This is a genomic window from Legionella steelei, from assembly GCF_001468005.1.
GTDB lineage: Bacteria > Pseudomonadota > Gammaproteobacteria > Legionellales > Legionellaceae > Legionella > Legionella steelei.
Map to the genome: position 1 here is coordinate 15,737 of NZ_LNYY01000008.1, position 23,663 is coordinate 39,399.

The window sequence follows — 23,663 nt, forward strand, 5'->3', positions numbered from 1 at the left end:
TCAGCGGCTTTTTATTTTTATATATAGTATCTGTTAGCAGGCGTAAAAAAGATTGGTAAAAATCAACAGTTAGTTAAAATGCGCTTAATGAACACATCGACTTAAACAGGATGGATCAAAATGTATAGAAAAGTAGGGACATGCTTAAATTATTCCTCTGCATTGCTAGATGTTCGACATGACCAGTTTATAGGAACATTGGGTTCCAGCTCAAATAAGATACTCTGGAGAAAATTCATTCAGTTATTTTGTATTATTCTGTTTTTAGCTATGAATACTCCTAGCTGGGCCCATTCGTTTAGAGGTGGTGGTTTTCATGAGCATGGTGGATTTCCAGGTGGTGGTTTTTCAGGGGGCGGTTTTTCGCATGGTGCTGAAATGTATCACCAGAATAATAATTATCATACAAGGGAATACTCGGGAGGCTATAGGGAAAACGAGTATTATCATGGTTTCCAGGAAGGCCCATCTTTTGGACAAACACATCATACATTGCAGAGATACACACATCCAGTTCATCCTTTTAACCACACATTGGCAGAGATAAATCATCCAGGTGCTTTTCATCACAATGGATATATAAATAAAGAATTTGCAGGCAATGCAAATTGGATGAATCACGGTAATTGGCATAGTGGATACTGGCATAATGGATATAACCACTATTGGGCAGGAAGATCGTACTGGGGATCTGGGCCTTATTGGGGGCCTGGATATTATTGGGGTCCCGGACCTTATTGGGGTTGGGGTAATGATTTTTTCTTTGGCGCATTCTTTGGGGCCGCAATTACCACCACAGTATTTTTCCCTCCAGTCTATACAGAATATTATTATCCTCCTCCCATGTATTATTATCCTGGGCCTTATAATTATACAGTTCTTATTAGCGACTATTCAGTCACGCCCGTACCTCCGCTGCGTCCCGCTCCGCAAAAGGTGGAAAAATGGGTTCCTGTCAAAAATGGCCGCATTCCAGTGAATGCAGTGACTAATAACATTGTTAATAAACGCGCAACTTATTACTGTCGTGTTAAGTTCCATGGGAAGCTATCTTATGGGGTCTTAGTTCCTCATGATGGCTGTTATATTGAAGAACCATCGGTTTCGATGCGATTTTCAAAATATGATATTCTGGTTTCTTCAATAATTAGTTAGTGCTCGGTATTTTTAGCTGAATGAGTCCCCGTTTGTAAGCAAGCGGGTTACTCTTACCTATTTGAAAAATAGTCAATTCAGTTTTTCTAATAAAATAATATCTGTACCTCGGATATGTGATATTTTTCTTACTGTTGTAGCTGTTTCCTGTAGTATTTTTTGTATATCAGAAAATAAATCAAAACCATGATGTTTTAATGGGCGTAATAAAAAATAAGCCTTACCTTGGTTCGAAAGTGAATTTTCTAACGCTCGAATATAATTCTGAAAAGAGCTATCTAAATAAAATCGACAACGATTTTTAAATTCAGAGGGTGAAAGCACTCCGTGACCTGCTAGGAAATAGGGGGGGTTACTGATTATCAAATCAAATTTGTCTTTCCATTTTTGTTGATGTAATTCATCATAATTTAAAAGATGCCAGCGAAATTGCAATTCAGGTCGATTGATGTGAGCCAAGTTTTGATAAAAATATTCAGTATAAATATCTTGGACCTCAATAAAGTCAATCTGTTGGATGGCTTGAAGATGCCACGATAATTCAAATCCAATGACCCCGCAGCCGGCACAGAGATCTAATACACGTAATGAACCAAGGTCTGTGTGGGATTGCAATTGTGTTGCGACAAATCTCGCAAGGTGAATTGAATCAAGGCTAAAATGATATTCGCCAGGTTGTTTGTAATTATAAGTAAATGCATTATTTAGTTCGTTTTGCATACATCATTTTGAAGCGCACAAATGAAGTATTATGATAAACATATAATCAGGATGCGACAAGTATGGGAGTGTATTTCGAAGTGCGATGCGCTTGGTTGTGAAGGATACCAGTATCAAGGACTGCTTGATACTAGGTGCCGTAAGTTATTAGGGCACCTAGAAGTATGAAGTGTTATTCTAATCCAATTGATTTTGGTGGGCAAAAATATGCATTTCCTAAGTTTGTGACGTTAGTTTGTTCCGAGCCGCCACTCATAAAACCACCGTGTTTATTAAAAGAGCCACTCATAGAGCCAGTCACTCCTGCGCGATTGGTAACTAATTGAATGTAGTTTGCGCCTAATTTTGCTGCTTTATTCTTAAGATCATTCATTGCCCCTTCTTCTAGGTTACGGTTAGAAGTAAAGCCTCCAGTAAAGAAGTTACCTTGGTTTCCAACAACTTGTCCTAGATACTTACATCCCTTGGGTACCTGATTGGGTGAAGCAATAATACGTGCTGTTTGCGGATCAGCAGGAATAGAAGCACAGCTGCTAATCAAAATGGAAAGGGCTGTAAGAGACAAAATTTTTTTCATGTTTGCAACCTTTGTTTTGTTTGTGATCAAATTGTGCGCACTCATCTTAGTTTATCACTCATATAAATTCAATAAACAGATTTGCGATTTTTCTGACCGAGTTGTCATGAGGCTTAGCATACTTGCTTTATTATAATGATTTGTAGAAAATAAAAATCACAATTTTGTATTGAGATTTTGCTTATGCCTAATGTTAAAGCGGACCTAGCTGAAACTCCAGATGTAGTATTGTGGCTAGTTGGTGACCAATATCTTCCAAATAAACAAGTACAATTACTTGCTTTAAGTAGTCGAAGGGGGCTCAGTTTTTTTCAACGTCATGTAAGCGCAGCAGAACTAATAACCCATATTCATAATGCAAATTACAAAGAAATTTGAGAATCATAAAGGAAAATCCCACGTTAATACTCACACATATTGATTTTACATTTCCAGATGGTCATACGGAAAAAATTAGCCCATTAAAATATGCAATAAAAATCCTTGATACGGCTGTATTAGATGCTTGTCTTTACTCTGGTGTTATCAGCGAAGGGCTTGCTACGGATGGCTCCTATGGTACTGCAATGAAAGGCTTATTCGAGCTTCAAATGAAATATTTGCAATCTTTTCACACCCAAGCACAAACTCGATTGGCACAGATAATACAAAAGGCAGAAGCGCAGCAAATGCGACAAGACAATAGAGAGTTCAATTTTTAATTTCTGATAGTTTGAACTTCAAAGACAAACGACTCATTGCAGATTATGTCATGGCGCCATTCTTTATTCCATCCGCCAGTTTTCATCAGTGGCGATAGAAAAACTGATAGTGCGCACAGACACAAAAAAATTTAAGCTTTAGAAACTAACGAAGCAAAATGATACAATTTTATGTATTTTTACAATAATTGAGTATCTTAGGCATGATTAGTAATGTTTCAAAAGAGTTTCGTTTCTGCTTCAAACCAATGGTTAAATCACAACATGATTTCGTTTTGGAATGGATTCATCAACCACATATTAGTGAATGGCTGCATGGTGAAGGGTTAAAGAACACCATCAAAGATATTGAGCAATTTTTAAGTAATGGTAAGGCTTGGGCTACACATTGGATTGCGTATGATAATGAAACTCCATTTGCTTATCTGATTACTTCTGAAGTTGAAAAATCAGAAGAGTATCCAGAGGGCGCAATTACATTAGATTTATTTATTTGCAACTTGGATTACATAGGTAAAGGATTAGCTGTCCAAATGATACAAGAGTTCATTTTAAGTCAATTCTTTGATGTCAAGATGGTACTGATCGACCCAGAGGTGGCGAATAAGCGCGCCATTCATGTATATCAAAAAGCTGGTTTTAAAATCATTGAAGAATTTATAGCCTCATGGCATCCAGTGCCACATTATAAAATGCAATTGTGTATTGATGAACTAAAAATTTAGCGCTTATTTAATTAGGCAAATGTTGATACTGTCTCTTGAAAGACAGTATCAACCTTATATAAAAGTTACACTGAAATGCTATGTGTTAATCTACTTTTTTGCCAGTTGGTTTCACACTAATTTTGGCTGGAGTAAGGTTGTTGGTAATCCGGGATACCGTTCTGTCTACTCGTCGCTGAAGCATGATTTCTACCATTACTGTTTCATTTGGATGGAGAATTTTGTTAATGTCTGCAAGTGAGGAATGAAAATCAAGCATCCTGTAATAGGCAAGGGCTTTGTCACTTGCTTCAGGATGTGCCTTAATTCTAAACCCAAGATTACCTTGCATTATGGGGGTGTTAATCCCCGATTCCATGATGTCGTAGTCTAGAAAGTAAGTCAGTTTTCCTCGATTACGTTGGTTTTGCTGGCGGTCTGCAAAGAAACCCGTAGGAAGTGCATTCTCGCTGTATTTGGGGCCAGCAGTGAGATAAAGATCATAATCGTCAAGGTGATTGCCTCGGTCATCAATCAGTCGGAGTATAATCATCGAATAACGATTAGTGATGTAGTCGCGCTGATAGATAAGTGTCTTTACTCGTTCTGTATGCTCATTGTTCTGGGTTTTTTCAGTAAGTTTTTCTAGCTCTTTTGCCACTGTATTATAGGTGTCACGACTTTTTACTTGCAGGCATCGTAAGACCCATATAGCGGTAGGATGCGTGGTGGCATTAGCCATAGTAACACTACGGATGATTCCCATTTTTTTACCAGAATGTGAACATCCAGGTAGAACTCCGAGAGCCATCGGTTGTGACCTTTTCATTTTGGCGACGGCAAGACTTTCACCGTTATGTCCCTCTTGATGTAACTTTAACAGACTGTAATTCATATTTGCAGCCGTTACCCGTACAACTCCGTCAGAGCCGGCTTCTCCCGTGTAGGAGTTAACCGCATCATATAGTTGGCGATCAATTTTCTGACCAGTAAGTACGAAGGAATAAATGCCATGAGCAGTGCAATCATAATCAAGCCAACTTTCATTAAGTTGCCAGCTCATATCGCTTCCTAGCTCAAGCCAATTAAGTACATGCTGTCCCGGTTCGATACCTTCAAAAAAGCTTTTTATACGACCTAGCCGCGATTTTCCAAGTTGAGCAAGCGCAGAACCATGGTTGGCAGGAGCCAGCATAATCAGATGACTCAATGGGCATTTTGCAAGATTATTCTTAAAGTATAAATCCATCCATTTACGAACAACGGGGCCACCGGTAGAGTGTGTGATGCACGCAAAACGCTTTCCATCGCGCAATTTATCAGCAATTTCATCACGCACTGCATGATCAAATGCACGAGCGATATCGTCGATTGTTACTGTATCGTCAAAGCTGATATAACGCCCAAGATAGATATTACCAACTTGAATATCCAACTTGCCTTCTTTGCTCTGATGTTCAAGCCATTGTGGAAGCTCTCCATAAGTATTGGTATGTGTGACGCTCCAACCATGGACGAAGATAACAATCATAACTTTCCTTAGCTTATTGATATTACAAGGGTCTTATTGAGTAAATCGGATGATATTGGATTATTTTACAATAAGATAGAAAAAAGCATATTAAAACATGAGGACTGGTATCTTGTTGTCAGTAATTGACTTCAAATGCTGTTTACCTCTTTTAAGAGGTTGCATTGCCAGCATTGAAGCATTGTGAAAAATACGATACATTCTTTAAAAACAGGAGTTGATAACACAAGGAATATTGGTGATGATACAAACCAGAATTTCCTATTTCTTAGGATTTTTAGTTATAAAAAGTCGTTTGGCTTTTTTATTGATTTTTTCTTGCTTTACGTCTTTGTCTCAGGCTGATTCATTGCGCCCACTTATAGTAGCTACCGAAATTTTTAACCCTCCTTTTATTATGCAAGGAGCAAATAAGCAATTATTTGGCTTTGATATAGAAATGATGGAGGAGATTTGTCGCTATATACATCGGGAGTGTCAATATCGCTCTGGTTTCTTCGAAAATACTATTATATCCAGTATAGAAAAACGTGAGGCAGATATAGGCATTGCGTCCATCACAATTACTGCGGAACGAAACCAGCTTGTCAGTTTTTCGTTACCCTACCTACCAAGTGATGTGCAATATCTATCGTTAAAAAAATGGGCCAATGTTCTTTTTTCTAAAGATGCGTTTAATGGAAAAAAAATAGGCATTCAGGCAGGCACTAATTTTGAACAAGCAATTAAAGACTCAGGCTTTTCTGATGTCCAAATTATAAATTATGATTCAACTCCTGAATTGATTCAGGCTTTAAGTGATGGTGATGTGGACTTTATTTTACAAGATGCATTGTCAGCCCAGTATTGGGCTTCTCAAATTCCAGTCTTTTCGACATTTGGCAAACCATTTGTCTTTGGATATGGGTTTGGTATTGCGATAAATAAGGATCAAAGTAAATTATTAGAGCAGATTAATGATGCCTTAATTGAGTTTCAAAGAAATGGGCAGTTTAAAAAGACCTATGATAGGTATGTTACAGGAGGCTATTCCGAAAGTTGATGAGTAATAAAAAGTGATTCATTCTTGGGAACATAATCAAATAGGATTTGAAGGCCGCATTTTTTATGTGCTCTAATGATCAAATTAAAGAGATGGTTCAGTTATTTAAAAATTACCTGCCTGCAACATGACTGGAGGTTCCTTTTCCTCCGCGTTTGCCAGTTCTTGCTTTCTACCATCGTTTAGTTGTGCTTTCATTTCCTGAAATGAAGGCATTTTTTCTTGCTCAGCCGCCACAAGAGCAGCTAATCGCTCTCCTTTTGTTACTAAAGCGAGAGTGTTGCTTCGTAGTTTTGCGTCAGCATACCGTGGATTTCTTGCTTTTGCATCGTCTAATGCTTGTTGATTACCATCTTCAAAAAATTGTAACGTAGCCAATAGCACATTTCTTTTTTGAAGATGTAATTCATTATCTAAGTCTATGAAACTATGGCAATACTTTAGTATCTCCTCTTTAACCTTATCCAACTTAGCATGAAGTACATGATAATGTGATAATCCGCCTCTTCTTAAGGAAGAAGTCGATCGCATCTCTGGATGTAGTTGCAAGGTAGCACTTTTTTTGGCAATTTCGTCAACAAATATTTTTTCTGTATCGTAATATGCAATAGTTTTGGGTAATGCTTCTTTCAATAGATCCTCATAAGTTTGTTCACTGTTTGCTGATACTTTGGTATGCAGGAGCATGGGGATCTCTGTGCAACTGAAAAGCAATGCGGTACATTGGCTATTTCTTGCAAAGTGAACAGCAAAGTCAACAAATGCTTGACCACAAGTGCGTTCTTCATTAGGCATAGGATCGTTTACTTTACCGGCTTTAGCTTGGTTGATAATTGTTTGTAAATAGACTTGAGCTTCTTCTCCATAATACGCTTTTTTGACTGCATGAACGGCTTTTTGTAAATAGGATTGAGGATCTGGTCCTTCAAACACTCCTGTAGGTAAAACTGATTCAAGATTTCTATTGCTTAATAAATTGGGATATAATTTTTTGTGAGCCGCGTCAGTTGTTCCCAATACTAATACACGCTCACCAGGAGGCCGCTTTTGGGAAGCCACTTTAATTCGATGAGCAACTTTTATTGTCATATCATCAACGTCTCCAAATTTTGCTTTCCCAAGGAGATAATCGTTACCAAAATACGATTTATTAGAATGGCCTGTGTTGGTAAGGATGTGTAAAGAAGTACAAGGCATGTCTTGTCTGGCACTTTTGTATAAACGTAGAAATGAAGCACCATCATGTGCGTGTTCTTTATCTCTAGGAGGGGGCATTGAATACATAACACCCGAAAAATTTTGCATTGCTACTGCAATCTCTTGTCTTTTCTCGTCAAATGGAGCTTTGCCAATCTCAGACATATGACGCACAAGATTTTCTAAGGCGGTTGCATCAGATAATGGTCCTGTACCTCCTGCCATGCCAACATCGGCAGGAGACTTATCCTCTATGCGCTTACTTCCTTTAATCTCTAGGCAAATTAGTGGTCGATCCTGTTCCTCAGGAATTCTTGCAGCAATTTCTACTTGGAGTGCTTTGTAATAATCAACATACTCTGGTGGAAAATTTTTAAACAAAGCAATTGTATGCCGACCTAGGTCTAATATACTGATATCCGCACCTAACTTTGTTTTCATAAGATCAAGCTCTTTATTACCTAATTTAATTCTCTTATAAAAAACATCTTTATCCAACATTGCTTTTGCCCATTCCTGCGGCGTAAGCGGTATACCATTATCAGGAATAGGGGGAGGTGGTGGTGGGAAAGACATATATTTTGGATGTGGCATGTTAATTCTTCAGCAGAATGTACATATTTAAAATATAGTTCAACATTTATTTTGTGTAAAAAAATAATCTTTTGGAGTAGTTAAATAATAAATTTTGTATTTTAAATAGGCAGTTGGTATGATTTGCGGCAATCAAAGCGTGGAGTAAACCCAATGTTGTTAAAGTCATGTAAGTTAATCAAGAAGCTAGGCGCTGGACGTTTTGGCTCCGTTTCTTTATATGAAGACAATTTAACTCATCAGCAATATGCGGTTAAAGAGTTTTTCACTACAAATGCTAAATCGAATGAGTTCATATCTACCACGATATCGGAAAAAGATAATTTTAATCATTTTATTGATGTAATGAAGATTCCCGTAGAGAAAGCAATTATAGAAGACGGTAAATTAATTATGCCCTTTTTTACTGGGAAGGAGCCAACTTGGGAAGAGATTCAAGATTATTTATTAAAAATGTATCAAAGTGGGTTTGTTATGTCTGATCCCAAACCAAACAATTTTATGCACACTCAATATGGTTTAATGCCTATCGATTTTGGTGCTGTGTTTGATGTTAATGATCAAGCGTTTATGAAGAATCCTTTAGCTCGTAATTTCACAGCGAATGCAGTATTCGGTTATTCACAAGCATTTAAGACAGGATCAGGGCTTGGTGCGACTTATATTAAACTCCATTCTGATGAGTTGGTTGTAGTGGATGATGAGAGTAATGGGCTTGATGAAGAGGAAAGTATTGTTCTCATGTTACCCGCATCTGTAAGTCACAGCCCAGTACAAAGTACATCGCATGTCGCTGAGGTGAATGTTGATGCTGCTCCGATAAAGCCCGGCTCCTTAAGTCCGCATGCCTTTTTTAAGAGTCCTCGTAAAGAACCTGCTGTGCCTCCAGTTGCGCCTGGCTTACAGATTCAAGTGGGATAATTTGATATAAGTACTTGGTAATTTATGGGTTCAAGTCTTGAAAGTTGATTGCTAATTCAACATTCAAGATTTGATCTCATAGGTTCATATGTTATGTAATACTAATAAAGTTTGTATTCCCCATTTATTAAGTAAAATTATATCTTGAATATGGTAAGATGGATTTACCCCCTCCAAAGCATTAGGCAAAGATCGTTCTTCATCAAAAAGGAGTTTATAGAAGATGTTATACTTGGAAAAATTATTTTCAGTCGAAGATAAATCGGTCTTAATTACAGGTGCGGCTTCCGGGCTTGGCCAACATTGCGCTGCGTTATTTGCAAGATTAGGCAGTAAAGTCGCATATGCTGATATTAATTCAGAAGGCTTAAATGAAACTGAAGCAATAATCAAAACAACGAAACATCAGCCAATTAAATTGCATCTGGACATTACTGATGAAAAAAAGGTAGAACAGGCTGTGATTCAAGTCACAGAAACTTTTGGTTGCATTGATGTCTTAATTAATTGTGCGGCTGTAATTGAATACAAACCGTTTATGGAAGTAACACAATCAATTTGGAATAAAACATACCAAGTTGATTTGCTGGGGACCTGGATCGTTTCAAAGGCGGTAGCGGCCAGTATGATTGATAAAAAAGTCTCAGGGTCTATTATTAATTTATCTTCCTCCCTTTATCACCGTACTCAAAAGGATTTAATTCCCTACAATTCAATTAAAGCAGCTATTGCACATATGACAAAAAGCATGGGCTTAGAACTTTTAGAGCATCATATTCGGGTTAACGCAGTAGCGCCGGGCTTCATGAAAACCAAAATGGTTGCTGAATTTTTAAAAACTGAAGATGGAAAAAAAGCGATAAAATCCGTTCCTTATGAGCGAGCAGCTGAGTTGGAGGAGCTCGATGGTTGTATTTTATTGCTTGCTAGCAACGCATCGAGTTATATGTCTGGCACAATTATAAAAATTGACGGGGGGCTTGCATTTAATCATATAGAAATCTCAAATGATTAAAAGGAAGGGAATGCGTTTTTTCATCAATTTATCTAGTGTGTTTTTGCTCAGTATTTTGCTGCAAAAAACATTTGCCCAGGCATCGCCTTTGACTTTCCGCGAAGCTTTGGAGATTGCATGTCGCAATAACCCGGAGTTACAAGCAGAAATGGATAAAGCACAAGCTATGCGCGGAGCCTTTATTCAAAGTGGTTTGTACCCCAATCCACAGTTGACCTTAACAGCAGAGAATTTTGGTGGTTCTGGGAGTTATTCAAGCTATGAAGCAGCAGAAACGACTGTCTCTATAACGCAGCCGATTCCCTTAGGCGGTCGTCTGAACTACTTAAAAAAAGCTACTTATGCAGATTATTTAGCCTCTTTAGCGCAAATCAATGTTCAGAAGGCGGCATTATATATGGCGGTAGGGAGCGCTTATGTTGATGTATTTTACGCAGTTCAATGGCATGAGGTGACCCAAAAACTGGTTCGCTTAAATCAAAACATTGTGGCTGCGATTGATAAACGAGTTAAAGCAGGTGTAGGTGCTGAACTTGATTTACGCCTGGCGCAAATTCGATTAGGGGATGCGCGTATCCAAGAACAAAAGGCACGCCGTGATGCGCTCTTCTTACGCGCTAAATTATCACGATTACTTGGTGATGGTCTCCGAGTGGATAGGCCTTTAATTGATAAAGGCTTACCTGATGTGGTTTTAAATTGGCCCGCGCTATTAAAAAAAGTTCCGCAGAGTCCACAAATGCTGCAAATGCAGCTGCAATTACAAGCCAAGCGTGCCACCATTACTGCAGTTAAAAAATCAGTATGGCCTGATTTAAACGTTCAATTGGGTGGTCGACATTTTTCGGATGACGGCAGTAATGCTGCGGTGATGTCTGCTTTTGCCGATGTTCCTGTGTTTAACCGCAATCAAGGAAAGATTTTGACTGCTGAAGCACAATATACACAAACAGCTTCTGAGTTTAAAGGGACGCGTCTAGAAGTGCGTCAAAACGCATACAATGCCTTTTTGCAAGCGCAACAAAGTCAGTACGAAGCGCAGTTGGTAACAAAATCTTTGCTGCCATTAGCGCGTAAGTCAATTAAATTGGCTCAAGATGGATATCAAATGGGACGATATACGTATATTGAATTATCCACTTCGCTCAATACCTTATATGAAGAAGAACGCCATTACCAACAAGCTCATGCTGATTTTCATAAAGCACTTATTCAATTGACTGGTCTTTTAGGTTTGCATCCGACCAAGGAAAGTAAATGAAATTTATAAAAAAATTTGCCTCTTTGTTATTTTTAATTGTCTTTTTGTCGCCGCTAATTACACCCATGGTGTTTGGCGCCGAAGACGAGCCTCAAAAAAATGAATCTCAAGAAGAGTTTGAAAAAGGCCCGCAGGGAGGTCGACTTTTTAAAAAGGAAAATATTGCACTTGAATTGCTAATCTTTGAACGAGGTATGCCCCCACATTTTCGTGCTTATCTTTATCAAGATGGAAAGGCTATTTCTCCTGATGTAGCGAAATTTACTGCAGAACTAACCCGATTTAATGGAAAAAAAGAAGTGGTCACATTTAGTCCCATTGATAATTTTTTACAAAGCGACCAAGTTATTAAAGAACCACATTCATTTGATGTCACGCTTCAATTAATGATTTCGGGTAAATCCTACAACTGGCAATATAATACTTATGAAGGAAGGATCAAATTAGTTCCTGCTATGTTGCAAGCTGCGAATATTCAAACAGAAAAAGCAGAAAGCCAAACCATAAAAACTCAATTACAAGTGGTGGGAAAAATTGTACCTAATCGCGATACTATGGCACCTATTTATGCACGTTATGCAGGTATTATTAAAGTGATGAATAAAAACTTGGGTGATGAGGTGTCTAAAGGTGATTTATTAGCGACGATTGAAAGTAATGAAAGCTTACAAAATTACAACATTAATGCACCTATAACAGGAACCATAGTGCAAAAATATGTCACTAATGGTGAATTAGCCCAAAGTAACAAACCCATTTATGATGTTGCCAATTTAAACAACGTATGGGCTGATTTTACTTTATATCGCAAAGAAACTCCTCTGGTAAAAAATGGAATGATTGTTATTGTGATTGGTGATGAAGGACAACCTAAAACGACGAGTCATATTTCTTACATTGCCCCTCTTGGGATAGAGGATAGTCAAACGACTTTGGCCCGAGCGGTTTTACCCAATGAGCAACGCGAGTGGATTCCGGGCATGTATGTCAACGGTTATATTATCATCAAAGAAAAAACAGTGCCGGTAGCGGTGCCTCTTGCAGCACTGCAGCGTATTGGAGAGCAAGACGTTGTATTTGTCCAGCAAGGTGATTATTTTGAGGCCACACCCGTAGTGCTTGGTCAACGTGATAAGCAATGGGTTGAAGTTGTGTCAGGGCTTGATGCGGGAGAGCATTATGTAACTAAAAACAGCTTTTATCTTAAAGCAGAGCTAGGTAAAGAAGGCGCAAGCCATGAGCACTAAGGATTAAAGATGCTAGAAAAAATAATACGTTTTTCTTTAAAACATCGTTGGTTTATCCTGTTGTTTACAATGATTATTGCTTTATTTGGTATTTATAATTTTCAAAGACTTCCTATTGATGCAGTTCCAGATATCACCAATGTTCAGGTACAAATTAATACCCAAGCCTCTGGATACTCTCCTTTTGAGGTAGAGCAACGGATCACTTTTCCTATTGAGTTAGCACTTAGTGGCCTACCCAATCTCGATTACACCCGATCTTTATCTCGGTATGGACTATCCCAAGTGACCGTGGTTTTTAAAGACGGTACTAATATTTATTTTGCAAGACAGCTGATTAATGAGCGCTTACAAGAAGTCAAAGACAAATTGCCACCCGAAGCTGAAACCACATTAGGACCTATTTCTACGGGTCTTGGTGAAATTTTCATGTACACGGTAACCAATAAGCCCAATGTGCCGCAAAGCCAACGTTACAACCCTACGGACTTACGTACTATTCAGGATTGGATTATTAAACCACAATTACGCAATGTGGAGGGAGTTGCGGAAGTGAATACTATTGGAGGGTTTGAAAAGCAATTTCATATTACGCCAGATCCCTCCAAGTTAGTGCGTTATAACTTAAGCTTAAGTGATGTGGTTGAAGCCCTCCAACGTAATAATGCTAACGTTGGCGCAGGTTATATCGAACGTAACGGCGAACAAAATCTGATTCGTGTTCCCGGACAAGTAAAAAACATTCCTGATATTGAAAATATCGTGATTGCTAATTTTGCAGGAACCCCAATACGTATGCGTGATGTAGCGGATGTTGTCTTTGGTAAAGAGCTACGCACTGGCGCGGCTACTGAAAACGGCCAAGAAGTAGTTTTGGGCACGGTGTTTATGTTGATGGGGGAAAACAGTAGAACGGTTTCTGTACGAGTTGCTGAGAAGATGAAAGAAATCAACAAGTTTCTGCCTGAGGGAGTTGAGGCTGCTATTGTTTATAATCGCACTTTACTTGTTAATGCAACGATCAATACGGTTAAAAACAATTTACTTGAAGGCGCGATGCTTGTCTGCATCATTCTCTTTTTATTTTTAGGAAATATACGTGCCGCTTTGATTACCGCGATGGTCATTCCCTTATCCATGTTACTGACAATCACGGGTATGGTATCTAATAAAATAAGTGCGAACCTTATGAGTTTAGGTGCGCTGGACTTTGGTTTGATTGTGGATGGAGCGGTCATTATTGTAGAAAATTGCATCAGGCATTTAGGGAAAAAACAACATGAGGCACAACGACTTTTATCACTTAAAGAACGTTTAAATGTGATTTCTTATGCAACTACCGAAGTGATTCGACCCAGCATTTTTGGGATTTTTATTATTACCGTAGTGTATCTTCCTATTCTTACGTTAACGGGAGTAGAGGGCAAAATGTTTTTGCCTATGGCAGAAACAGTCATTATCGCGCTCATGTCTTCAATGTTATTTGCACTAACTTTTGTACCTGCAACGGTTGCTATTTTTTTACGAGGTCGAGTCCAGGAAAAAGAAAATTGGCTGGTGCATTATCTTTCAATTGGGTATGCGCGAGTTTTGCGTCGTTGTTTTCATGCACGACGTTGGGTTATAGGGGCTGCAGTTATCTTGGTAGTGTTGAGCTTGTTCATTGCATCGCGCATGGGTGGGGAGTTTATTCCAAACTTAGATGAAGGTGATATTGCCATGCATGCCATGCGTATCCCAGGGACAAGCTTAACCCAAGCGATTGCCATGCAAGATCTGGTTGAAAAGCGAGTGAAACAATTTCCTGAGGTGAAAGCAGTATTTGCAAAATTGGGAACCGCAGAGGTAGCAACCGATCCTATGCCACCTAATGTTGCAGATACCTTTATTATTCTAAAACAGCGTAAGGATTGGCCTAATCCCAAGAAAACCAAACAAGAGCTAGTACAGGAAATTGAAAATGCGGTGAGGCAAATTCCAGGAAACAATTATGAGTTTACCCAACCCATTCAAATGCGTTTTAATGAACTGATCTCAGGGGTTCGCAGTGATGTTGCGGTCAAAGTATTTGGTGATGATATGAATACTTTATTGGAAATTGCAGAAAACATTAGTGCACAACTTAAAAAAGTACCCGGAGCGGCAGACGTTAAAATCGAACAAGTGAGTGGATTACCTCTTTGGACGGTGGTAATTAATCGCGGAACTTTGGCGCGTTATGGTCTGCAAGTTGGTGCTGTTCAAGATGCAATTGTAATTGCTTCTGGCGGAAAGAAGGGTGGGGAGCTTTTTGAAGGAGATAAGCGTTTTGATATCGTAGTACGATTACCAGAGTCGTTACGTACTGATCCTGATGTATTACGTCAAATTTTTGTACCACTTCCCGTATCTAAAGATGATGAGCGCCATTTTATTCCCTTGAGTGAAGTCGCGAAAATGGTGCGAAGTGAGGGGCCTAATCAGATCAGCCGTGAAATGGGTAAACGTCGTGTGGTAGTGAGTGCCAATGTTCGGGGTAGTGACTTAAGTTCTTTTGTAAATATTGCAAAAGAGCACATCGAACAAAATGTTAAAATACCCAGTGGCTATTGGATTGGCTGGAGTGGGCAGTTTGAGCAATTACAATCTGCCTCACAACGCTTACAAATTGTTATACCTGTTACACTACTTGGTATTTTTTTATTACTTTTTATGAGTTTTAGTAATGTAAAAGATGCCTTACTTGTTTTCACCGGCATTCCTTTAGCATTAACTGGTGGGGTGTTTGCTTTATGGGGGCGTGGCATTCCGTTGTCAATTTCAGCAGGTGTTGGATTTATCGCTTTGTCGGGTGTGGCCGTGCTCAACGGTCTGGTCATGGTTACTTTTATTAATCAACTACGTGAACAAAAAAAATTTTATTTAAAGGATGCAGTAATGCAAGGGGCTTTGGCTCGACTAAGGCCTGTACTTATGACCGCTTTAGTAGCCTCGTTGGGGTTTGTACCTATGGCATTAGCAACAGGAACGGGTTCTGAAGTACAACGCCCATTGGCAACGGTAGTGATTGGAGGAATTGTTTCTTCTACGTTTTTAACTCTATTGGTGTTGCCTGGTTTGTATTATGTGTTTCATCAGCGACGTCAAAAAAAGCATGGTTTGTAACTCGATGTAATAATCTTGTTTGGCGAAAGTACAAAAGCAATGTTTAAAGTGTATAATAGATCTCCCTCTTGATCTAAAAGAAATCTCATTATTTTTGATGACATTTGTTGTGTCTGATCATAAGGGGGCTAAACAAATATCTTGACTCAAACGCACTAACTAATTGGATATGAGAATATTTAAGTTTTATAAGCAAGCCTATGTTCAAATACTGTTTGCTATTATCATTGGCATTGTATTGGGATATTTTTATCCTGATGTCGCTACAAAAATGAAACCGTTAGGTGATGGGTTTATCAAATTAATTCGTGCTGTAGTACCGTTAATTATTTTTTCTACTGTTGTTACGGGCATTCTAAATTTAAAAAATATAAGAGAAGCAGGCCGAATTGGTATAAAGGCATTAATCTATTTTGAAGTAGCAACGACAATCGCAATGTTTTTAGGGCTTGCTGTTGCAAATTATTTTCAGCCAGGGGCTGGTTTAAATGTTGATATTCATTCATTAGATAGCACCAATATTCCTGTTATTCCAGCTCATACTACTAAATTTAGTTCGACCGATTTTATATTGAGTATTATTCCAGATACATTGATTAGTGCTTTTACTCAAGGCAATACACTACAAATTTTATTTGTTTCTACTCTTTTGGGATTTGGTTTATTACGGGTCAAAGACAAGGCGCAACCAGTTATCAATCTCATAGAGCAATTATCTGAGATTTTATTTTCTATCGTTGCACTGATTATGAAAGTGGCCCCATTGGTGCTTTCGGTGCCATTTCGTATACCATCGGGGCGCATGGAACGCACCTTTTGGTTATGCTGAGTAAATTATTGGCGTGCTTTTATCTTACTTGCATATTTTTTATATGCATAATTTTAGGCTTGATTGCTAAATTATTTAAATTTAACCTTTGGAGTTTTTTAAAACATATAAAAGAAGAACTCCTTATTGTGTTAGGTACAGCATCAACTGAGGCTGTTTTGCCAAGAATGATTAATAAGCTTGAAAAAATTGGATGTAACAAATCCATTGCGGGATTTGTTTTGCCGGCAGGCTATGCGTTTAATCTTGATGGAATGAGTATTTATCTTACAATGGCGATCATGTTCCTTGCTCAGATCTTCCATATTCATTTTGATTTTCAACAACAAATTATGATGGTTGTTATGATCATGCTAATTACTAAAGGAGCTGCAAATGTAACCGGCGGTGGCTTTATAGCGTTGGCTACAGTTGTGACCAGTATGCATGTTATTCCTGTGGAAGGATTAGTCATATTATTTGGGATAGATCGATTTATTTCGGAGGCTCGTTCTTTAACTAACCTAATAGGTAATGGCGTTGCAACGATGGTTATTGCCAAATCGGAAGGTGGTTTTAATCCTACCCTTAATTCACATTTTAAGAATGAGCTGTCGTCCATGGAAGGAGGCCCGTTCGCTACAAAAGGTGAGCGCTTGCTTGATGATGGGATTTCAACAACAATTTCATCTATTCTTAAATGAGTAAAGCGTTAAATCAGCGCTTATTTTAAAATCATGGTTCTAGCTGTGCAGGATATCAGAAAAATCTAATCCTCAAGTGGTCAATCAGTCTTTTATTGTAACAATTAATCATAATCTGCTTCTTTTTTTCAGAGGTCCATTCTGGTCTGTCCCCATCAAGGATGGGTGTACTATAATTATACAATGGCAGTGAATGTAAACAAGCCTAGGACAAGGTATGTCTCAATCAAAAAGAGATGCAGCAAGTGCTGCTGCAAGCCAGATGCCGGATATAGAGCCGTTTTCATTAGAATCTCTTCCCTTTGAGGTTTTGGTTCATATTTTTGATGAACTACCTCCTGAAGCAGTTGTGTTGTATTTTTCTCTGAATCACAATTTTATTGAATTAGCTAAAGCAGAGGATTATTGGAGGGGTGTGCATGCGAAACATCTTCCTCAAGAAGAACATGAACGCATGCTTAGTACTCCTGATGCTCATTGGCATCATCAGGTTCTTGCGAACGTGCTAGATAAGCAACTTCCCCAGCCTATAAGAGAATTATTTTTCTATGCACACTTGTGTGATTTGAAAAAAATACAAGAAATTTTTAGTCGAGCTACGATGGACAAGGGATGGGAAACTATTTTCACCCTAATTAATACAAAGAACAGGCATGGGGTAAATTTATTTCATGTATTGCATCAGCATGGCCAAGCTGCTCAACCTATTTTTGACTTTATGGAAAGCCAGTTTGAAAATTATCCACATCTCATTACGCCGATTCAAAGAGCGATCATTTTTCGGCAGCATGATAAGTTGCAGGCACTTGTAAGATTCCATTCGGTTAATGAGCCATTCTCTTATGGAATGCAATGCCTTATGCCATTACATTGCGCGGCAATACTTGGCTATGAGGACATTGTGAGAGTACTCATTAAGGCAGGGGCAAGTATATATCAACAAGATGCACCACATGCTACGCGATCCCGATCGCAAGCACTGTCGGATGGTTATACTCCCGTTTTATTTGCTTTGCAGAACGGCCACGTCGGTGTGGTACAAGTTATGATGGAGATGGTTGGACTTGATGTTAATTCTACTGTAGTGGACGTTAGCTCAGATTCGAGCTACTACCCATCAAGCACACGCTATCCGCTGCTTTTTATCGCGGCTAAATACAATCAACCGGAGATGATGAAGTTTTTGCAAGAAAAGGGTGCTCAGATCGATGATCAGAGCTGTTATTCTCTTTCGTTTGCTGCAAGGACTGGGCACAAAACACTAGTAAAAATGTTACTAGATCATGGTGTTGACATGAACAAGCGCACCAGTGCTGTTCATATGGCGGCAGTATACGGTCATCTTGATATTGTGAAGTTACTTCTTCGCGAAGGTGTCACTGTTTTAGGTGATACTCCCCATATATCTAACAAGATGTGTTCTGTTTTGTTTACTCTAAAAAGTTACATTGAAATGAATTTGCGCAGTACGCTCCTTAGCAAACACAGTCTATTCGATGGTGGTAATTCAACCAAAGCGAACTCGGAAGAGTTGAGAAATGTAAGAAAATTACTCGATCAGTGTTTACTAGATTCTACTGAATTAAATGAAGATACATTTCGAGAATTGTGTAATACAGCAAAAATATCAAGTACGGTTTTGATCACTGCACTTTCAAAGGATGTAGATGGTTTGAAGCCAGTGCCAGATGCACCAGAATTTAATTATTAGACCACAAATGCATGAAACTTTATAATGCAAAAGTGTATTAAGAGTTCCATCTCGTAAAAAACGATCATTATTACAATACCAATTACCAGATGTTGGACTATTTTATCAAATTTATTGTGCCTGTTTTGAGCTTGCTAAACTAAATTAACCTACACTAAAAGAATATAGTGTGATTTGTAAATGACATAACTTCAAAGATAAAACAGGTCTTTCTATAGGAATTTTTCTAAAAAGTTAATGGAGAGAACGCTTTGAAAAATGCAGTCCAGTATAATCTGGCAGTTTGCCTTATTTATATCATAACAGGATACATTGGATTGATGATTGCCGTTCCTCCTGGCTATGCTACTGCGATTTGGCCCCCCTATGGGATTGCGCTAGGATTTGTACTCGTTTGGGGCTTGAAAACTATACCTGGTGTATTCATTGGTTCCTTTATCCTCAATATCTATATAACTTTCATTAATGTTACTAACGCGTTAAATCAGTTAGCAATAGCCGCTGGACTCATTGTCGGAGTCGGAACAGTACTTCAGGTGATATTGGGGTGGTGGCTTGTCAAATTTTTTATTCAATTAAAAAATCCCTTGCAGTTGCCTAAAGATATACTCATCTTTGCACTACTTACTGGCCCTGTTTCATGTGTGGTTGCTGCAACTATTGGTAATATTGGATTATATTTTATTGCTATTCTACCTTCGCAAAATTTACTCACGAGCTGGGGTACCTGGTGGGTAGGGGACAGTATTAGTGCGCTAATTTTTACGCCAGTTTTTTTGATCGTTTTTGCTCAACCTGCAAAATTATGGAGAAGTCGGATAACTTCTATCCTGATTCCACTGTGCATCGTTTTTATGACTATTGTTTTTGCGTATTTTTTTTATCGTCAGTCTGAGATAAAACGAGTGCAATCCGAATTTATGGAAACCACTAAATACAAACTTCATCAATTGACTGACAAGCTTAATTTAACAACTGAAATGGGAAGGGAGTTGGCATTTTTTCTTGCTTTAAAACCTTCAATTACTAACGCAGACTTTCAATATCTTGGCGGCAATTTGTTACAGAGAAACTCAATAATTCAATCAGTTCAATGGGTGCCTAAAGTCACAAACCGTAATGATTTTAATAAAATACATCAGATAAAAATTACTGATAAAAGTACAGGGCAATATTATCCCGAAAAGAACAAGTCAGAATATTACCCAGTACTTTTTTCTTTATCAAAGAGTGAGGATACGCTCCCAATAGGTTATGACTTATTGTCAAATCCCAATTTAAGTAAAATCATTAAGCAGCGTATTCAAGACAAATCTCCCTTTTTTTCGATGGTCTTAACGAAAAAGGGTGAAATAACTAAGGTTTTTATTGCTTCAGCTATTTATATGAAAGGAGAGCTTGCTGGATTATTAGTGTTACAAATCAACTTATTAGACCTTTTTAAAGATACATTTGATAATTTTGTGAATTACTCAAATCTGACTATTCAACAAGAATCTAATCACTCAACACCTAACGCAGTCTATAAGATATACGAAAATACAGAATATTTAAATACAAACAGATTGATTCATATTTCACTAAGCCATTCGTTTTTAGGAGAACTATGGAATATTCAGGCTATTTCATCTCTTTATTTTATCAATTATGAATATTCCTGGCAGCTATGGCTGTCGTTGACTACAACTTTATTATTTTGTGTATTAATGAATATTATTTTATTCATACTTTATGGACAGCGTTATTTAATTGAATCTCTTGCAAATGCCAGATCCTTGCAGCTACAAACTGAAAAAGCCAAAACCAAACTCTTGTTAAATGCTACTGGAGAAGGAATTTTATGGATTGATGCGAACTATAATATCTCCTTTATTAATACCGTTGCTGAAAATTTATTGGGCTATTCAAATGATGAATTAAAAGAAGAGCCTATTTATAAAATTTTGTTTGAAAAAGCACTAAATGAAATATCACCGCCACTGGAAAGTTTATCTGTTTATAAGGCGATCAGTGAAAAAATGGTAATAAAAACTAATGAGTCTGTATTTTGGAGGAAAGATCATAGTTATTTTTGGGTTGAGTATACCTGCATCCCTATAATTATCAAAAAAACAGTTAAAGGTGCAGCTATTATTTTTAGTGATATTTCTGAACGATTAGAAAACGGTATTAAGCTGGCCAAAATGGCTCATACTGATCCCTTAACTAAATTACCTAATCGATTGAGTTTTTTTGATTTTCTTGAGCATGCTATCGCACGTGCGCAGAGAAATAAAAAGCAATTTGCCATATGTTTTATTGATGTGGATAATTTTAAATTCATCAATGATACGTTTGGCCATGTTTCTGGAGATAAATTTTTATCAATCTTATCTGGGTTAATCAGAGCTCAGTTACGTGATACTGATTATTTTGCCCGAATTGGTGGCGATGAATTCGGCCTTATTTTCGAAGAAGCATATCAAACCCATGATTTGATAAAAATTCTCAAACGGATTTTAATGACTTTTGATAAACCAATTTTAATCGATAATCAGTATATGAAGGCCTCTTTAAGCATAGGGATCTCAATTTACCCTAAAAATGGCAAAGATCCTGAAACATTGTTTAAGAACGCTGATATTGCCATGTACCAGGCTAAAGAATTGGGTAAATCGACATTTTCTTTTTATAGCGAGTATGCTAATGAGAGAGCACTAAAATATAATCAAATTGAATTAGCCTTGCTTCAGGCAATTAGAGAAAAAAGATATCACGTGTTCTATCAGCCTATGGTACATACAGTCAGCCGCAAAATTGTAGGAGTTGAAGCATTATTAAGATGGGAAGATGAAATGCTGAAAAGTTTACCTCTGGTAGAATCTTTATTAATAGCAGAGGATAGGGGAATCATATATGAACTTGGACAACTTATATTGCAGCTATCATTTAATGAGTATCAGGAAATTAGTAAAAATAGACCCAACCTTCATTTAGCTATTAATATCTCAATAAAACAACTTGAAAGTACTTCATTTACCACCCTTGTTAAGGATTTGCTGAACCAATATCAGATCAATCCGAAAAAAATCTATTTTGAGATTAAAGAAGCTTATTTTATAAAAGATCCTGACAAAATAATAAGCAATATGATGGTCATCAGTAATTTTGGAATTCGCTTTGTTTTGGATAATTTTGGTACAGGATATTCATCAGTCCATCTATTAAAAAAACTGCCCTTGTCTTTTCTAAAAATAGATCGAACGTTCATTAGCGAGCTAGAAAAAAAAACTGATGACGCGACTATTGCGCTGACAACAATACAATTATCACATGGCTTAGGCATGAAGTCGATTGCCGAAGGTGTTGAGAATGTTGAGCAACTTGAACTATTAAAAAAATGGGGCTGTGCTATTGCTCAGGGATATTATTTTGCGCAACCAATGCCATTAAATGAATTGTTGGTTTGGATGACGAAGTATGAGAAGTCATTAAAACAAAAATCAAGTGAAACATGAGGGCATGAGACAAATTTAACTCAGTAACTCAGCCTCATTTCAAACTCAAGCATTTATTATTGTGAGGTAGGGACGGATCCGGACCGCTCCATAAATACGGCCGTATTTATGTTTTTTTTGCCATTATCTCCGAAAAAATTCTTTTAAAATCAGTTGGCTAGCTGATCAGGTAAGTCTTATTAAATTCTTGTCTTAGGCCTGCTCTTCTTGTTCCATAATCAATATTTGTTCACAATTCGCTCTAATTGAAATTATTTGATCCTTTATCATGCGCATTCTGACTGAGGCACAACGCCTAGCTCATCCTCAAGCTCGATTAATTCCTAAATTGCTAATGAATGATTATAAGGTATTTAAGAATGAGTTGTTGGATGGTTTCATTCCGGTGATGCAAACCCATACAAACGCGCAATTATTTGCTTGTTTACGTGATTTTGTCATGCCTGAGGCAGAGAGAGAGCGACAATGTTTATGGCTTGCTGTGGTGTACAGTCATCCCAATCTTAATCAAGAGCAATTAGTGGCACTGGCACAACAGATAGGCTTATCGCCCATGGCATATCTTGAGGTGAGCATCATGCTTAACCGCCAGGATAATTTAGCGTATGTGCTAGTCCTGCCAGGTTATGCAGAAGTTATTGAGCAACAGGCAAGAGCTCTTTTTGACTTGGCGGCTTACTCTGGCTGTCTTGGCATGCTCACTTATTTGGAGTCCAAAGTGTCGCCTGAGAAAGTACAAGCAATGATTGCGGTTGGTAATTTTTGGCCTTTTAAAGGGGCAGCAGCAAATGGTCATCTCGAAGTAGTTTGTTATTTGGAATCAAAGGCTCCAGATAAAGTACAAGCGATGATTGCTGCTGATGATTTTTGGGCTTTTAGAATGGCAGCAACACATGGGCATCTAGAGGTACTTCGTTATTTGCAGTCAAAAGCGCCAGCTAAAGTCCAAGCAATGATTGGCGCTGCTGATTTTTGGGCTTTTAGATGGGCTGTAAACAACAATCAGGTTGATGTGCCCTACCACTTATTAGGCTTTGCCTCGGTATTTGCCTATGCTGAAGCGCACCAACGAGAATATGGGGCTATTGTTATTCCTTATCTAGAACAACAGATTTTGAATTTACGTACCCGCAA

Annotated in this window: 16 protein-coding genes and 2 pseudogenes; 14 read left to right on the forward strand and 4 right to left on the reverse strand. The window is 38.0% G+C overall.

The features are described from left to right. Window positions 1-120: 120 nt before the first annotated feature. Entirely contained in the window at window positions 121-1,155 is a 1,035-nt protein-coding gene (locus tag Lste_RS02675) for a hypothetical protein (protein WP_058509556.1), read from the forward strand. A 72-nt stretch (window positions 1,156-1,227) separates the two neighbouring features. Here the strand turns inward: Lste_RS02675 and Lste_RS02680 are convergent, their stop codons facing one another. Both Lste_RS02680 and Lste_RS02685 read right to left on the reverse strand, forming a co-directional pair. Continuing rightward, on the reverse strand, window positions 1,228-1,875 hold the full coding sequence (locus tag Lste_RS02680; protein ID WP_058509557.1) for a methyltransferase: 648 nt from the start codon (window positions 1,873-1,875) through the stop codon (window positions 1,228-1,230). 172 nt (window positions 1,876-2,047) lie between these two features. After that, the gene (locus Lste_RS02685) at window positions 2,048-2,452 is read right to left on the reverse strand and encodes a DUF4156 domain-containing protein (protein WP_058509570.1); all 405 of its coding nucleotides are present in this window, start codon (window positions 2,450-2,452) and stop codon (window positions 2,048-2,050) included. Between the two features lie 183 nt (window positions 2,453-2,635). Between Lste_RS02685 and Lste_RS02690 the strand changes: the two genes are divergently transcribed. The 3 genes from Lste_RS02690 (at window position 2,636) to Lste_RS02700 (ending at window position 3,878) form a co-directional block, all read left to right on the forward strand. Next, window positions 2,636-2,830, forward strand: a complete 195-nt coding sequence (locus Lste_RS02690) for a hypothetical protein (protein WP_058509558.1) — start codon at window positions 2,636-2,638, stop codon at window positions 2,828-2,830. Further along, window positions 2,827-3,153 (forward strand): hypothetical protein, encoded by a 327-nt coding sequence (locus Lste_RS02695; protein WP_058509559.1) that lies wholly within the window; start codon window positions 2,827-2,829, stop codon window positions 3,151-3,153. Before Lste_RS02690 ends, Lste_RS02695 begins: the two co-directional genes overlap by 4 nt. Window positions 3,154-3,356: 203 nt before the next feature. Further along, entirely contained in the window at window positions 3,357-3,878 is a 522-nt protein-coding gene (locus tag Lste_RS02700) for a GNAT family N-acetyltransferase (RefSeq protein ID WP_058509560.1), read from the forward strand. 85 nt (window positions 3,879-3,963) lie between these two features. Here Lste_RS02700 and plaB read toward each other — a convergent pair whose 3' ends face one another. Beyond that, window positions 3,964-5,388, reverse strand: coding sequence for a phospholipase PlaB (gene plaB / locus Lste_RS02705; protein ID WP_058509561.1), 1,425 nt, complete (start codon window positions 5,386-5,388; stop codon window positions 3,964-3,966). A gap of 241 nt (window positions 5,389-5,629) precedes the next feature. Between plaB and Lste_RS02710 the strand changes: the two genes are divergently transcribed. Then, a complete protein-coding gene (locus Lste_RS02710; protein WP_058509562.1) occupies window positions 5,630-6,430 on the forward strand; it encodes a transporter substrate-binding domain-containing protein in 801 nt (266 codons plus the stop codon). Window positions 6,431-6,535: 105 nt separating this feature from the next. On the opposite strand, the gene Lste_RS02715 is transcribed toward Lste_RS02710, so the two are convergent. Continuing rightward, window positions 6,536-8,221 (reverse strand): hypothetical protein, encoded by a 1,686-nt coding sequence (locus Lste_RS02715; protein ID WP_058509563.1) that lies wholly within the window; start codon window positions 8,219-8,221, stop codon window positions 6,536-6,538. 153 nt (window positions 8,222-8,374) lie between these two features. Here Lste_RS02715 and Lste_RS02720 point away from each other — a divergent pair, with 153 nt between their 5' ends. From Lste_RS02720 to Lste_RS02760, 9 genes and pseudogenes are all read left to right on the forward strand, one after another. Further along, entirely contained in the window at window positions 8,375-9,142 is a 768-nt protein-coding gene (locus Lste_RS02720; RefSeq protein WP_058509564.1) for a serine/threonine-protein kinase, read from the forward strand. A 232-nt stretch (window positions 9,143-9,374) separates the two neighbouring features. Beyond that, window positions 9,375-10,157: an SDR family NAD(P)-dependent oxidoreductase gene (locus Lste_RS02725; RefSeq protein ID WP_162264117.1), complete on the forward strand. Its 783-nt coding sequence runs from the start codon at window positions 9,375-9,377 to the stop codon at window positions 10,155-10,157. 10 nt (window positions 10,158-10,167) lie between these two features. Continuing rightward, window positions 10,168-11,418 (forward strand): TolC family protein, encoded by a 1,251-nt coding sequence (locus Lste_RS02730; protein ID WP_058509566.1) that lies wholly within the window; start codon window positions 10,168-10,170, stop codon window positions 11,416-11,418. After that, window positions 11,415-12,665 (forward strand): efflux RND transporter periplasmic adaptor subunit, encoded by a 1,251-nt coding sequence (locus Lste_RS02735; RefSeq protein ID WP_058509567.1) that lies wholly within the window; start codon window positions 11,415-11,417, stop codon window positions 12,663-12,665. The genes Lste_RS02730 and Lste_RS02735 overlap by 4 nt, the downstream gene beginning before the upstream one ends. A gap of 9 nt (window positions 12,666-12,674) precedes the next feature. Beyond that, entirely contained in the window at window positions 12,675-15,809 is a 3,135-nt protein-coding gene (locus Lste_RS02740; protein ID WP_058509568.1) for a CusA/CzcA family heavy metal efflux RND transporter, read from the forward strand. A 169-nt stretch (window positions 15,810-15,978) separates the two neighbouring features. Beyond that, window positions 15,979-17,321 (forward strand): annotated as a pseudogene (gene dctA / locus Lste_RS19515) (C4-dicarboxylate transporter DctA). A 217-nt stretch (window positions 17,322-17,538) separates the two neighbouring features. Continuing rightward, entirely contained in the window at window positions 17,539-19,032 is a 1,494-nt protein-coding gene (locus tag Lste_RS02750; RefSeq protein WP_058509569.1) for an ankyrin repeat domain-containing protein, read from the forward strand. Between the two features lie 251 nt (window positions 19,033-19,283). Beyond that, on the forward strand, window positions 19,284-22,529 hold the full coding sequence (locus Lste_RS02755; RefSeq protein ID WP_068310861.1) for an EAL domain-containing protein: 3,246 nt from the start codon (window positions 19,284-19,286) through the stop codon (window positions 22,527-22,529). A 268-nt stretch (window positions 22,530-22,797) separates the two neighbouring features. Then, window positions 22,798-23,663 (forward strand): annotated as a pseudogene (locus tag Lste_RS02760) (hypothetical protein); the annotation flags it as partial.

Coding starts and splice junctions, on each gene's coding strand:
- Lste_RS02715 (WP_058509563.1), bottom strand. CDS start 8,221: ATGCCACATCCAAAATATATGTCTTTCCCACCACCACCTCCCCCTATT.
- Lste_RS02720 (WP_058509564.1), top strand. CDS start 8,375: ATGTTGTTAAAGTCATGTAAGTTAATCAAGAAGCTAGGCGCTGGACGT.
- Lste_RS02750 (WP_058509569.1), top strand. CDS start 17,539: ATGTCTCAATCAAAAAGAGATGCAGCAAGTGCTGCTGCAAGCCAGATG.
- Lste_RS02700 (WP_058509560.1), top strand. CDS start 3,357: ATGATTAGTAATGTTTCAAAAGAGTTTCGTTTCTGCTTCAAACCAATG.
- Lste_RS02685 (WP_058509570.1), bottom strand. CDS start 2,452: ATGAAAAAAATTTTGTCTCTTACAGCCCTTTCCATTTTGATTAGCAGC.
- Lste_RS02735 (WP_058509567.1), top strand. CDS start 11,415: ATGAAATTTATAAAAAAATTTGCCTCTTTGTTATTTTTAATTGTCTTT.
- Lste_RS02680 (WP_058509557.1), bottom strand. CDS start 1,875: ATGCAAAACGAACTAAATAATGCATTTACTTATAATTACAAACAACCT.
- Lste_RS02740 (WP_058509568.1), top strand. CDS start 12,675: ATGCTAGAAAAAATAATACGTTTTTCTTTAAAACATCGTTGGTTTATC.
- Lste_RS02710 (WP_058509562.1), top strand. CDS start 5,630: ATGATACAAACCAGAATTTCCTATTTCTTAGGATTTTTAGTTATAAAA.
- plaB (WP_058509561.1), bottom strand. CDS start 5,388: ATGATTGTTATCTTCGTCCATGGTTGGAGCGTCACACATACCAATACT.
- Lste_RS02730 (WP_058509566.1), top strand. CDS start 10,168: ATGCGTTTTTTCATCAATTTATCTAGTGTGTTTTTGCTCAGTATTTTG.
- Lste_RS02675 (WP_058509556.1), top strand. CDS start 121: ATGTATAGAAAAGTAGGGACATGCTTAAATTATTCCTCTGCATTGCTA.
- Lste_RS02690 (WP_058509558.1), top strand. CDS start 2,636: ATGCCTAATGTTAAAGCGGACCTAGCTGAAACTCCAGATGTAGTATTG.